The organism is Rhodococcus sp. NPDC057529, from assembly GCF_042802055.1.
Taxonomy (GTDB): Bacteria; Actinomycetota; Actinomycetes; order Mycobacteriales; family Mycobacteriaceae; genus Rhodococcus_F.
Map to the genome: position 1 here is coordinate 76962 of NZ_JBHVEY010000002.1, position 12557 is coordinate 89518.

The following is a 12557-nucleotide window of genomic DNA, read 5'->3' on the forward strand; positions in this document are numbered from 1 at the left end:
CGCTATCTCGGCTCAGCCGGCTTGCAACGAAGACCAACGGTCCGAGAACTGTTGGATTTCCTCGTCGGATGCTTTGGTGTACGGGATGAGGATCGTGTTCTTCTCGCCCACCGAGGCGATGACGTCGCGGTACGTGGGCACACCGCCGTCGACGCGCTCCACTCCGTCGCGGTAGGCGGTCAGTCCGCCCTCGGCGACGGCGGCCTGCCCGTCCGCGGACAACACGAAGTCGGTGAACAGCTTTGCCGTCGCCGGGTGCGGGGCACCCTGCAACATCGACATTCCGCGGCGCAGCAGCGGTGTGCCGTCCTCGGGGAAGACTGCCTTGATCAATCCGCCGGTGCGCTGCTCCGCGGTCAGGGCCGGCGATCCCATGAAGAACCCGACGGAATACTCACCGGCGGTGACCTTTTCCACCTGCGATCCGGTGGAGGTCTCGTTCTTGCTGTAGGGCAGGATCTGAGCGAGGGCGTCCCAGGCCGCCGGATCGTTCTCGACGAACGCCCGGGTCACGGTGAATCCGAAGGCGCCCTTCGGGTTTCGGACGGTGACGGCACCGTCGAATCGATCCGGGTTCGCCGTCACCTTCTCGGCGAGATCGGCAATTCCGGTCGGCCGGTCCTGCTCGTCGAGTAGCGCGGTGTTGTAGATCATCGAGATCGGGTCCACCGACAGCGAATACACCGAGGGCAGGGCCTCGGCGAAGTCGGGCAGATGTTCCTTCTCCGGCGACTGGTACGGGGCCACCGTTCCGGGGCGTTCGACGAAGTCCGCCCACGCGTCGGCGGCCCCGGTGACGATGACGTCGGCCGACGTCTGCCCGATCGCCTGCTCGCTGAGCACCCGCTGGAAGACTTCGTCGCTGTCGAGGTTGGTGGCGTTGATGCGGTCCACCCACGGGTACTTCTTCTGGAATGCCTTGAAGATCGGCGCCCAACTCTGCTGGTCGGTGCTCGAGTAGATCGTGAGAGCACCGCCTTCGTTTTTGGAGGCCTCGACGACGGACGATGCGTAGTCGCTCGGGTAGTAGTCCGGCAGCGCCACCTGGTAGTCGCTGTAGTCCCGGCCCACCCCGCACGCGGTGAGTGCGCCCGCGGTCACCGCCGCAGCGGCGAAGGCACCGAGTCCGCGGCGCACCCGCCTCCGCGAGGTCCACGGTGCGCTGCGCCGCAGGTCACCCTGCTCGTGTGTCATGTGATGGTCTCCTCGGATGGGGTCATCGTCTCCGCCGACGGCGGAGAGCGCCGATACCGGTAGTTCGATCCGCCCGCCGTGTGGTGGGGAGCGGCGGGTGTGAGGTGGAACACTAGCGCCAGGTAAGGTTTTTCGCAATGCCTTAATACCAACAGGGTTGGGGGTGCACCAAGGTTTGCCGGGGTGTGCCTCTTTCGTGGATAAAATTGACCGACTCCGAGAGGCGGCAGGACGTGACGATGACCGCAACACCCTTGGTGAACCAGATCGCCGTGCAGATCGTCGAGTACATCCGGGCGAACGGGCACGAACCCGGAACCCGATTGGTCGAACGCCGGCTGGCCGACGACCTGCGCGTCTCGCGGTCTCCGATCCGGGGTGCGCTGCGACTTCTCGAGCAGGACGGGGTGGTCGGGCCGGCCGAACGAGGCGGATTCGTCGTCCTCAAGTCCGGTGATGCGCTGTCGGCTCCGGCCGTCGCCGATTCAGGCCACCGCGAGGAGGTCTACCTGCGGGTCGCCGAGGACCGGCTCAACAATGAGCTGCCCGACAAGATCACCGAGAACGAACTCGCCCGCCGCTACGACCTCACCCGCTCCGAACTGGCCGAACTGCTGCGCCGGATGACCAAGGAGGGGTGGATCGACCGCCTCCCCGGCTACGGCTGGGAGTTCCTGCCGATGCTGACCTCGCTGAAGATGTACGAGGACAGCTACCACTTCAGGCTGGTCATCGAGCCGGCCGCCATCCTGGAAACCACCTTCGAACTCGACCGGGCCGCGCTCGAGGCGTCTCGCGACGCCCAGCAACGGCTCGTCGACGGCGATATCTGGACGGTCTCGAACGCCGAACTGTTCGACCTGAACTCCCATCACCACGAGGTCATCATCGGCTGCAGCCACAACGCCTACTTCGTGGACGCGCTGCAACGCATCGACAAGACGCGCCGGCTCATCGAATACCGGAAGTCGCTGCAGCGCGAGAAGGCCATCATCCGCTGTCGGGAGCACGTGCAGATCGCCAACCTCCTGCTCGACGGCGACAACGCCCGCGCGAGCTCGCTCATGTACCGCCACCTCGCCACCGTCAGCGTGGAGAAGACCGCGCACTGACCGCTCTTCTCGGGGCTGTGGTCGCTCAGTCCTTTCGCGTATTTCTGCATGTCAGACGCTTGCGGCGGGTCGCGCCCGAAGTTGTTGGTATTAAGTGGTTGTAAAAAACCAGCAGAGGGCTTAGTGTGGTGGAGCACACCGAAGAGTTCTGGTGTCGCGACTCACCGAAGAGGACCAGCAATGTCAGGCAGCACGAACATCCCCGCCGATGCGCCCACGATCTGCGACTCCCACGTCCACGTACTCGATCCCGAGCGTTTCCCGTATGCGGACGACCGGACGTACACACCGGCGCCGGCGACGGTCACCGACCTCGAGACCTTCATGCAGAAGACCGGGGTCGGGCGTGTGGTGCTCGTGCAGCCGAGCGTCTACGGCACCGACAACTCGGCGCTCGTCGACGGCCTCGGCAAGCTGGGCCCGGGCGTCGCCCGCGGTATCGCGGTCATCGACACCGCTCGCACATCCGATGCCGAACTCGGATCTCTGCGAGACCACGGCGTGCGCGGCCTGCGCGTGAACGTCGCCGTCCACGGTGACGACGGCAGTGCCCTCGCCGCGTGCATCGACCGGGCAGCCCCGTTCGGGCTGGCCGTCGAGATCTACGCGGGCATGCCGTTCGTCCTCGCTCACCGCGGCATCATCGAATCCTCGCCGGTGCCGGTGGTTCTCGACCATTACGCCGGTGTCGACCCCGCCGCCGGAAATGCCGCGCCCGGGCTCTCCGAACTGACCGAGATTCTCCGCGCAGGGCACGTCTGGTTGAAGATGTCCGCGCCGTACCGGCTGCCGAACCGACCCGCCTCGGGTGATGTGGAAGCCCTGTCCCGCCGCCTCGTCCGGGCGAATGTCGATCGCCTGCTGTGGGCCTCGGACTGGCCGCACACCGGTCGCCTCCCCAAGGAAATCACCCGGACGCAGGACGCGATCGACCCGTTCTTCGACGTCGACGATGTATCCGTGCTGGCCGCGATCCGCCGCGCCGCCGGATCCGACGAGAACGCCCACCGCATTCTCGTCGACAACCCGGCCGCTCTGTTCGGCTTCTGACCTCACCTTCCCCTGAAATCACGGGCGTCACTGCCCCGTCAAAGGACCGACCATGGCAACACACACGAAGGCGCCCCGCGGCGCCGACCCGCAGGAACTGTCCGGGCATCCCTGGCGCGCCCGCTGGTGGGCCCTGATGGACCGCGACATCGGGATCATCCCTATTCCGATCTACATCCTGCTGGTCGGGTTGCTGATCGGGTTCACCGCGATGGACGTCGTCAAGAGCGACATCACGATGGTGATCGCCGTGATGGCCGTCTTCGCGTTCACCCTCGGCGAGATCGGCAAACGCGCCCCGGTGATCCGCAACATCGGCGGTGCCGCGGTCGTGGTCACGTTCGTGCCGTCCTACCTGAACTACAAGGGCTGGATCCCGGCGTCCAACGTCGACATCGTCAGCGACTTCTTCAAATCCACGAACATCCTGTACCTGTTCATCGCCGGGGTGATCGTCGGCAGCATCCTGAGCATGGACCGCACGGTCCTGATCAAGGGCTTCGTGAAGATCTTCGTCCCACTCGCGGCGGGGTCGGTCGTCGCCGGAATCGTCGGCACCGCAGTCGGTTCCCTCGTCGGGATCGGTTTCCGGGACACCCTCTACTTCATCGTGGCCCCCATCATGGCCGGCGGCGTCGGTGAGGGTGCGGTCCCGCTGACCCTCGGCTACGCCCAGGTCGGCTTCGGCGAGCAGGGCGAACTGCTGGCGAAGGTCATGCCCGCCATCCTCGTCGGCAACCTCACCGCCATCATCCTGTCCGGTCTACTCAGCTACCTCGGCAAGAAGCGCCCGCACCTGACCGGTTTCGGCCGCCTGCAGCCCGGCGTCAACGACGACCTCCTCGAGGCCGAGGACACCAAGGACCAGTCCAACCTGTTCAGCGTCCAGAACATCGCCGCCGCCATGATCGTGGCCGTCACCCTGTACCTGGCCGGGCAGATGGCACACGAGGTGCTCGGTCTGCCGGGCCCGGTGACGATGCTCTTCCTCGCGGTCCTGCTCAAGCTCGCCCACGGCGTCACCCCGCGCATCCAAGCCGGCTCGAAGATCGTCTACACCTTCTTCCTCACCGCCATGGCGTTCCCGATGCTCTTCGCCTTCGGACTCGTCCTCACGCCGTGGGAGAAGCTGATCGAAGGTTTCGCGCCCCGCAACCTGATCACCATCGTCGCCACGGTCACCGCCCTGGTCGTCACCGGATTCTTCACCTCCAAGCTCGTGCGCATCCACCCGGTCGAGGGCGCCATCATCACCTCCACCCACTCCGGTATGGGCGGCGCCGGTGACATCGCCATCCTGACCGCCAGCGATCGCATGCGGCTGATGCCGTTCGCGCAGATCGCCACTCGCATCGGCGGCGGTATCACCGTCGCCGGAATCCTCGCCCTCGCCGCCGTGTGGGGCATGTAAGTAACACCCTCTCCACCACTCCCACCGAAAAAGGACATTCCCATGAGCACCAAGATCCTCGTTCTGCCCGGCGACGGCATCGGCCCCGAAATCACCCCCCGCACCCTGCAGGTCCTCGAGGCCGCCGACCGCGCCCTCGGCCTGGATCTGGAATTCGAGATCCACGACATCGGACTGAAGAGCCTGGCGGAGAAGGGCACCACCCTCACCGACGCCACCATGGCCCGCATCCCGGAGGTCGACGGCGTCGTCCTCGGGCCGGTCTCGCACTACGACTACCCGCCGCGGTCGGAAGGCGGCATCAACCCGTCCGCCGAGCTGCGCACCAAGTTCGAACTGTTCGCCAACGTCCGCCCGTGCCGCTCCCGCGAGGGGCTGAGCATCCTGCGCGAGCAGATGGACCTGGTCATTGTCCGGGAGAACACCGAGGGCTTCTACTCCGACCGCAACATGTTCGCCGGCACAGGCGAATTCATGCCCGACGAGAGCATCGCCCTGTCGATCCGCAAGATCACGGCCGCCGCCTGCGAGCGGGTTGCCCGCGCCGCGTTCGAACTCGCGAAGGGCCGCCGGAAGAAGGTCACCGCCGTCCACAAGGCGAACGTCGTCAAACTCTCGGACGGGCTGTTCCTGCGTGAGGTCCGCAAGGTCGCCGCCGAATACCCCGAGATCGAACTCGAGGAACTGATCGTCGACGCCACCGCCGCCCTGCTCATCCGCAAGCCCTCCCGGTTCGACGTCATCGTCACCACCAACATGTTCGGCGACATCCTCAGCGACGAAGCCTCCGAACTGACCGGCAGCCTCGGCCTCGGCGGTGCGATCAACGCCGGCAACGACATCTGCGTCGCCCAGGCCCAGCACGGGTCCGCCCCCGACATCGCCGGTCAGGGCGTCGCCAACCCGACGTCGCTGATCATCTCCGCCGCGATGCTGCTCGACTGGATCGGACAGCGCAAGAACGACCCCGCCCTGATCGAAGGCGGACAGCTCGTCATGCGCGCGATCGACCGTGTGCTCGACAACCCCGACACCCGCACCCGCGACATCGGCGGCTCCCTCGGCACCGACGAGTTCACCGCCGCGGTCCTGTCCGCGATGAACGAACTCCGCTGACCCCAGCCCCCACTTTCCGCGGACACCCGCAAGAGGACCCCATGACTGCATCGATCACCACCGTCAACCCCGCCACCGGCGAACCCCTCGAGACGTATCCGACCATGTCGGACAGCAAGATCGACGAGGTTCTCGACACCGCCGCTGCCGCGCAGGAGAAGTGGGCGCAGCTCGACTTCGCCGCCCGCGGACAGATCCTGCGATCGGCCGCCGCCGAACTGCGCAACCGCCAGGACTCCCTGGCGCTGCTGGTGACCCGGGAGATGGGCAAACCGCTCGTCGAGTCCCGCGCCGAGGTCGAAAAGTGCGCGGTCGGGCTCGAATACTACGCCGACAACGCGGCAGCGTTCTTGGCCGACGAAACCTACGCCACCTCGGCCGACGACAGCTGGGTTTCCTACGAGCCCGTCGGGATCGTGCTGGCGATCATGCCGTGGAACTTCCCGCTCTGGCAGGTGTTCCGCTTCGCCGCGCCCGCGCTGATGGCCGGAAACGCCGCCCTGCTCAAGCACTCCCCGAACACCACCGGATCGGCAATCGAAAGCGAGAAGATTCTGCTCGCCGCCGGCCTGCCCGAGGGACTGTTCACCGCGCTGCTCGTCGCCGAACCGGATGTGCCGGCCACCACCGAACGCCTCATCGCCGACCCGCGAATCGGTGCGGTGACGATCACCGGCAGTGAACGTGCCGGCAGCGCCGTCGGCTCCATCGCCGGCCGGGAGATCAAGAAGTCCGTCCTCGAACTCGGCGGCTCCGACCCGTTCGTCGTCCTCGCCGACGCCGACCTTCCCAAGGTCGCCGCCCTCGCCGCGCGGGGACGTTTCCTCAACAACGGGCAGAGCTGCATCTCTCCCAAGCGGTTCATCGTCGACGCCTCCGTCGCCGAAGAATTCACGCGGCTGCTTCTCGAGAACGTCGGTCGGCTGCAGGTCGGTGATCCCGAGGCCGACGGCACCGACGTCGGACCGATGGCCCGGAAGGATCTGATGGACGGCATCGATCGGCAGGTGCAGGCGGCGGTGCAGCAGGGTGCCACGCTGCTGCACGGCGGTCATCCCCTCGACGACACCGCGGGATTCTTCTACGCCCCCACCGTGCTCGCCGACGTCCACAAGGGAATGTCGGTCTACGAGGAGGAAACGTTCGGACCCGTCGCCACCGTCATCACCGTCGACGGACCGGACGAGGCCGTCGCCGTCGCCAACGACACCCGATTCGGGCTCGGCGCCAGCGTCTGGGGCACCGACCTCGACGCTGCCGTCGCGGTCGGCAAACGCATCGAATCCGGAGCCTGCTTCATCAACTCCGTGGTCGCCTCCGACGCCCGGATGCCATTCGGGGGGAGCAAACGTTCCGGCTACGGCCGCGAACTCGCCTCCGCCGGCATCCGCGAATTCGTCAACGTCCGCACCTGGTGGGCGATGAAGGAACCCGGTTCTCAGGCACCCGTCTCCGAGTAATCACCTCCCGCACGACACGAAGGATCACTTCCATGACCAACACCGCCATCACTCCCGGACACCACGTGACCGCCTCGGCCGGCGACGACGGCCGACCCGCCGTGGTGCTGCGCGCCTCCGAGATCACCCCGCGCCAGCGCGGCGGCGGCGCTCGCACCATCCCGCTGGTCTCCCAGCAGGTCGGCGCGAAAGACTTCCTCAACGGCATCACCATGTTCGGCCCCGGCGCCGCCATCCCCGAACACATCCACAACTGCGACGAAAGCGTGCTCATCATCAAGGGCTCCGCCGTCGCACACATCGACGGTGTCGAATACCCGGTCACCGTCGGCGACAACTCCTTCATCCCCGCCGGCATCCCGCACTTCTTCCACAACACCTCCGAGACGGACGAACTGCACATCTTCTGGACCTACGCGTCCATCGACGCGAACCGCACCATCCTCGCCACCGGCGTGACCACACGCATCGACGAGGAACACGGCACCAACATCGCTTGACCGCCCCAACCCCTGGAAAGGAGGCACCATGGTCTGGGAGATCGCCCAGCTCGAGATCCTCGACGGCCACAACGAAGCATTCGAATCGGCACTCGCCGAGGCAGTCCCACTGTTCCACCGCGCCCACGGATGCCGCAGCATGCAGGTGCAACACTCCGTCGAGCTTCCCCAACGCTATCGATTGATCGTCGAGTGGAACACCATCGAAGACCACACCGTCCGCTTCCGCGAATCCGAGGACTTCCAGAAGTGGCGCGGTCTGGTCGGCGAACACTTCGCGGAACCGCCGGTCGTCGAACACACCCACGCGTTGGCCGTCGGATTCCAGACCACCACCGAACCCGCCGCCTGACCGGCAGTGTCACACAAGCCGTTCGCCACGCCCGCTCACCGGGATGGCGAACGGCTTTACGTGTCGATCGGCGTCACCGAAGCGGTCGGCCGGCGCACAGGCAGCGCGGTTCCCTCCACCAACAGTTCGCATTTCCGTAGCGATTCGGCGGGTCCGCGGTGAGCGCCCGCGGCCGGAACGATCTTCGCGACCTCATTGGTGACTAGGACGCGCCGGTGCACGTCGTCGATGTCGGGATCGGTGACGGTCCGGATGTGCGGGCATATGGATCGTGACTCCTAACAGTCCCGATCGAAAGACCTGACTTTGCCTGCCCTTTCCGTGGGATGCGACGATGTACGCCAGTGCGAACCGCAGGTGTGGGCCGACCTGGCTCGGTTACTGGGCCCGGGCGAGCTCGCCGATTTGTTCAGCTGCGCTGCGACGCCGCCACCGGACTGGGAACCGGTGTTCGTCCTGGACGGCCGTCAGACGATCTGGCCGGACAATGCGCGCGCCGAGGGTTGTCCGGCAGAGTCGGGTGTGATCGAACTCGGCGCGGACAATGTGCCGGAGATGCGCGACCTCGTCGAGCGGACCCACCCGGGACCGTTCTGGCCGCGTACCCACGAACTCGGAGCCGGTGTGCGTGGCGTTGACCGGCGACGTCGAGCGGGGTCTGCGGTCGATTTCGTCGGATAAGGAACTATTGGGGTGCCGGCGACCGGCGGTCGGGCAAGCTACCGGTTCCGGTGAGGCGGCGGGTGGCGTCGGAAGTGCCGCTCGCGTCCCCGGTTCCCGGTGTAGTCGGTGTTGTGCCGGGCCCGGTGCAGGTGCGTGCGGCGGCGCCGGAACCCCGGCCGGCGCTTCGGCTTCGGCGTCCAGCGGTACGGGGGTGTGTCCGGGCGTCGGCGCCGGTGGCGCAGCGTTGCTCCTGCGCCGGTTCCGGGTTTGGTGCCGAGCGCGCTCCTGAATCCGGAGTTGTCGCCGGGGTGGTCCGTGCCGGGCGGCGGGCACCGGCCCAGGGCAGCGTCGCCGAGGTGACGAGCACGACGGTCATGCCCGCCCATTGCGGCGCGGACAGGTTTTCTCCCAGGAACAGCTGCGCGGCAAGGACCCCGACCACCGGCTCGAGGAGGCCGAGCAGGCTCACCGGGCCCGACCCCAGAGCGCGTACCGCGAGGAACGAACCGGCGATTCCGACCGGCATGAGCACCAGTCCCTGGACCAGAATCGAGGCCCACCCGGTGGGGGCGAACGACCAGCTGTCGCGTCCGATCAGGGCGATGCCGCCGCTGGTGACACCGGCGCCGAGGGCCGCGAGACCGCCTGCGGTGAGGGCGCTGGTCTGCCGCACCCAGCGTTCCCCTACGACGAGATAGAGGGCGTACCCGACCGCGCAGAGCAACGCGGACACGGCTCCGAGCGGTGCGACGGCGGTGGCGCCGCTGCCGGCCACCAGCGCGATCCCGCCGGTCATCAGGACGGCGAGCAGCAGCTGGCCGCGGTGGACTCGGCTGCCGACGCCGAGCCACAGCAGCATGAGAACGACCAGCGGGTAGACGTGGACGAGGACGACGGCGACCTGTGCGCCGGTGATGCGCACGGCGGCGAAGAAGCACAGCAACTGCAGACCGAAGAGCGGACCGCACACCAGCGACAGTCCGAGTGCCGGGCGCAGCGGCACCCGGCGCAGTCGTCCGGTCGCCCAAGCGAACCCGAGCAGTAGAACGGCACCGACGAGACTGCGGAGGCAGACCAGGACGGCGGGGGAGACGCCGCCCGCGTAGCCGATCGCGGCGGCCGTCGGCGTGAGCCCGTACGCGATCGCCGAGGCGAGTCCGAAGAGCCAGAACGCGGCGGGGTGGTGACGAAGCGCAGTCTTCGCCCGCACCGTCGTCTCCGCGCGCCGATCGGTTCGTCGTGTACGGGATTGCAGGGCCACGGGTTCCTCCCCCTCTCATGATGTTCGTACCGAAGTATGAGGCGACTCAGGTGTTCAGGACAAGTGAAAGAATCTGTACCCGGGGTTTAGTATTTGTGAATGGAGATCGATCCGCGACGGTTGCGTTACCTGTTGGCTGTGGCGCGGGCGGGTGGGATCTTGGCGGCTGCGGATCAGCTGCATATGACCCCCTCGGCGGTGTCGCAGCAGATCGCGCGGCTCGAACGCGAAACCGGGCAGGTGTTGATGACGCGCACCTCGCAGGGCTCGGTGTTGACCGCGGAGGGAACGTTGCTCGCCGAAGCCGGGCAAGAGGTCGAGCGAACCCTGGCGGGGGTACGGTCCCGGCTGCAGCAGGGCCCGGCGGAGTTGCACGGGAGGATGCGCATCGCGGGCTTTCAGAGCTTCCTGTCGGTCGTGATCGCCCCCGCTCTCCCGCAGTGGCGCCGCGCTCTGCCCGGGGTGGTGTTCGAACTGGTGGAGACCGAACTGGACCCGCATCTGCGTTCACTCAAGGAGGGCGAGTTCGATGCCGCGATAGTGGAACTCGACGCCGGAGCAGCCGAGACCGCCCCACCGGCCGGGATCGCCGAGGTTCCCCTTCTCGATGAGCCCTGGAAACTGGTCGTTCCGGCGGGGACGCTGATCACCGACATCACCGACCTCGAACACACCCCGCTGCCGTGGCTTGGTGAGCCCGAAGCGGCAACAGCGTACCCCGCACGGAGACTGCGACGGATCTCCGGGAGCAACAAACAGATTGTGCACCGCTACTTCGGCACGCAGACCGCGCTGGCGCTGGTGGCCGCCGGGGAGGGGATGACGGTGCTGCCATCGCTCGCGCTGCGGGGGATGCTGCGCGAGGGAGTCGATGTCATCGACGTGCCCGGGCTCGGTACCCGCCGGATCGTTCTCCGGAGTTACCCCCGAGGGAAGATCGCCGACAATTTGGTGGCAGCAGTCACCGGGTTGCTGCGCGAGGCCACGTCCACTCTGAACGCCGGCAGCGGTATCGAATCGTAGTTTGCTTGTGAGAGAGGAACAGTCAACGTCGGCAGGTCCGCCCGATCGTCGCCGAGATCAACCGGGTCCTCGGCGCGAAGGACGACCCGTGGGGTGTGGCGTCCTGGTGGCTGCACCCGACCGACCTCAAAGGCCGACGGACTTGCCGATCGATGCGGCGGGCCCGGCACAGGAAACAGTGATCTCGCCGGATGTTGGGTGAGTCGCCCTTGTCTCGCTCAGCCGGACTTCTTTGGGAAACATATCGTCCCGGCCGGGAGAGGCCGGGACGAGATGCCAGAGGCCGGAAGTTGGCCCCCCGATCAGGTGGTCACACACAGGGCGAACTGAAACAGTTGTTGTCAGTTATCCGTCAGCTCTTGCGCTTTCGGATGAATTGGGCCGAATCGAGGGCCTTCTCCCGCTTCTCCGCCCGGCGCTCCTTGAGAGCACGTGCAGACTGTTTCGAACTCTTGACGGCGGACTTGTCAGCCATTGTCGGTCCTTTCCGAATCGGCAACCGCGAACTGACCTCGACCATACCCAACAAAAGAAATAAGTCCAGTTCAGCGGCCGATACGATGCGACTCATGTACGGGCGGGTCGTGAGGACGGGGCCGGTTTGGAACAACGTCACCGGGTTGTACCTCCGATCGGAGACGCTGTGCGTCTCGGCACCGTGCACCCGGTCGTCCTGCAATGACGGTCAGAGCTTCCGAGGTGCAAGGCGCGCAGTAAATTTCACGGAGCTTGCTTATTTCCTGCCGATGGCTATGGTGCAGGGCAGCGTTAATGGCATCTATCTGGAGGACTGAAATGTGAGTGCAGCCACCGATCGTCAGTGGGCGGTTCGTGACGCTGTTCTGCGTTGGCTTCTCGCGAAGACGACGGAGGGCTATCGCAGCCCGATTCTGGACGCGGATGCCATCGGAGCGGAGGTCGGGTGGGTGGCCTCGGCGCTCACCCACGACGAAGTGGCCGACGCCTCGATGTTTCTGTTCAAGGAGAACTACCTCACCGGGGTGCCGGTAATGGGGATCGGGATTCCACGACCGATGCTGACGGTTGCGGGACGTCGGGTGGCCAAGGCCGGCAAACCACTGAGGTCCAGGGTCGACGCTCATCCAGCGAAGTCGCACCAGCGTCTGACGGCCTCGCCTGGGTAGTCATCGGCGACGACGGCGGCGGCAGTGAAGTGAATGAGAGAACGGCTCGACTGGTCACTTGTCACTCGACGATGAGTACCTGATCACGGGTCGACCTCAGAACCGTTGGTTCTGCACCGCCGTCGGGACCCTCGCGGGGCCTGCTCGTCGCGGCGCTGCGTGGTACGGGGAGACACGCCTATGCCATCAACCCGATGGCGGTGGCCCGGTACCGCGATCGGCATTCGCCGGCAGTAGTCACACCAACCGAATCATCACCAGCTTTCCGGG

Annotated in this window: 13 protein-coding genes; 10 read left to right on the forward strand and 3 right to left on the reverse strand. The window is 66.4% G+C overall.

Features of this window, described 5'->3' with window-relative positions:
* Positions 1-12: 12 nt before the first annotated feature.
* The gene (locus ACFU5V_RS03540) at positions 13-1194 is read right to left on the reverse strand and encodes an ABC transporter substrate-binding protein (RefSeq protein ID WP_378696896.1); all 1182 of its coding nucleotides are present in this window, start codon (positions 1192-1194) and stop codon (positions 13-15) included.
* Between the two features lie 239 nt (positions 1195-1433).
* Between ACFU5V_RS03540 and ACFU5V_RS03545 the strand changes: the two genes are divergently transcribed.
* The 8 genes from ACFU5V_RS03545 to ACFU5V_RS03580 all read left to right on the forward strand — a co-directional run bounded on the left by ACFU5V_RS03545 (position 1434) and on the right by ACFU5V_RS03580 (position 8876).
* Entirely contained in the window at positions 1434-2306 is an 873-nt protein-coding gene (locus ACFU5V_RS03545) for a GntR family transcriptional regulator (RefSeq protein WP_378431128.1), read from the forward strand.
* A gap of 180 nt (positions 2307-2486) precedes the next feature.
* Positions 2487-3356 (forward strand): amidohydrolase family protein, encoded by an 870-nt coding sequence (locus tag ACFU5V_RS03550; RefSeq protein ID WP_378696899.1) that lies wholly within the window; start codon positions 2487-2489, stop codon positions 3354-3356.
* A 52-nt stretch (positions 3357-3408) separates the two neighbouring features.
* Positions 3409-4767, forward strand: a complete 1359-nt coding sequence (locus ACFU5V_RS03555) for a 2-hydroxycarboxylate transporter family protein (RefSeq protein ID WP_378696901.1) — start codon at positions 3409-3411, stop codon at positions 4765-4767.
* Between the two features lie 42 nt (positions 4768-4809).
* A complete protein-coding gene (locus ACFU5V_RS03560; protein ID WP_378696903.1) occupies positions 4810-5883 on the forward strand; it encodes an isocitrate/isopropylmalate dehydrogenase family protein in 1074 nt (357 codons plus the stop codon).
* A gap of 41 nt (positions 5884-5924) precedes the next feature.
* Positions 5925-7343, forward strand: coding sequence for an NAD-dependent succinate-semialdehyde dehydrogenase (locus tag ACFU5V_RS03565; RefSeq protein WP_378696905.1), 1419 nt, complete (start codon positions 5925-5927; stop codon positions 7341-7343).
* Positions 7344-7375: 32 nt separating this feature from the next.
* The gene (locus ACFU5V_RS03570) at positions 7376-7843 is read left to right on the forward strand and encodes a cupin domain-containing protein (RefSeq protein WP_378696907.1); all 468 of its coding nucleotides are present in this window, start codon (positions 7376-7378) and stop codon (positions 7841-7843) included.
* 28 nt (positions 7844-7871) lie between these two features.
* Positions 7872-8195: an antibiotic biosynthesis monooxygenase family protein gene (locus ACFU5V_RS03575; RefSeq protein ID WP_378696909.1), complete on the forward strand. Its 324-nt coding sequence runs from the start codon at positions 7872-7874 to the stop codon at positions 8193-8195.
* Positions 8196-8501: 306 nt separating this feature from the next.
* Positions 8502-8876, forward strand: a complete 375-nt coding sequence (locus ACFU5V_RS03580; protein ID WP_378696911.1) for a hypothetical protein — start codon at positions 8502-8504, stop codon at positions 8874-8876.
* Between the two features lie 4 nt (positions 8877-8880).
* On the opposite strand, the gene ACFU5V_RS03585 is transcribed toward ACFU5V_RS03580, so the two are convergent.
* On the reverse strand, positions 8881-10119 hold the full coding sequence (locus tag ACFU5V_RS03585) for a DMT family transporter (RefSeq protein WP_378696913.1): 1239 nt from the start codon (positions 10117-10119) through the stop codon (positions 8881-8883).
* A gap of 99 nt (positions 10120-10218) precedes the next feature.
* On the opposite strand from ACFU5V_RS03585, the gene ACFU5V_RS03590 reads away from it, so the two are divergent.
* Positions 10219-11142, forward strand: coding sequence for a LysR family transcriptional regulator (locus tag ACFU5V_RS03590; RefSeq protein WP_378431106.1), 924 nt, complete (start codon positions 10219-10221; stop codon positions 11140-11142).
* A gap of 352 nt (positions 11143-11494) precedes the next feature.
* Here ACFU5V_RS03590 and ACFU5V_RS03595 read toward each other — a convergent pair whose 3' ends face one another.
* A complete protein-coding gene (locus ACFU5V_RS03595; protein ID WP_378431105.1) occupies positions 11495-11617 on the reverse strand; it encodes a hypothetical protein in 123 nt (40 codons plus the stop codon).
* Between the two features lie 322 nt (positions 11618-11939).
* Here ACFU5V_RS03595 and ACFU5V_RS03600 point away from each other — a divergent pair, with 322 nt between their 5' ends.
* Positions 11940-12287: a serine recombinase gene (locus ACFU5V_RS03600; protein WP_378431104.1), complete on the forward strand. Its 348-nt coding sequence runs from the start codon at positions 11940-11942 to the stop codon at positions 12285-12287.
* Positions 12288-12557 lie beyond the last annotated feature (270 nt).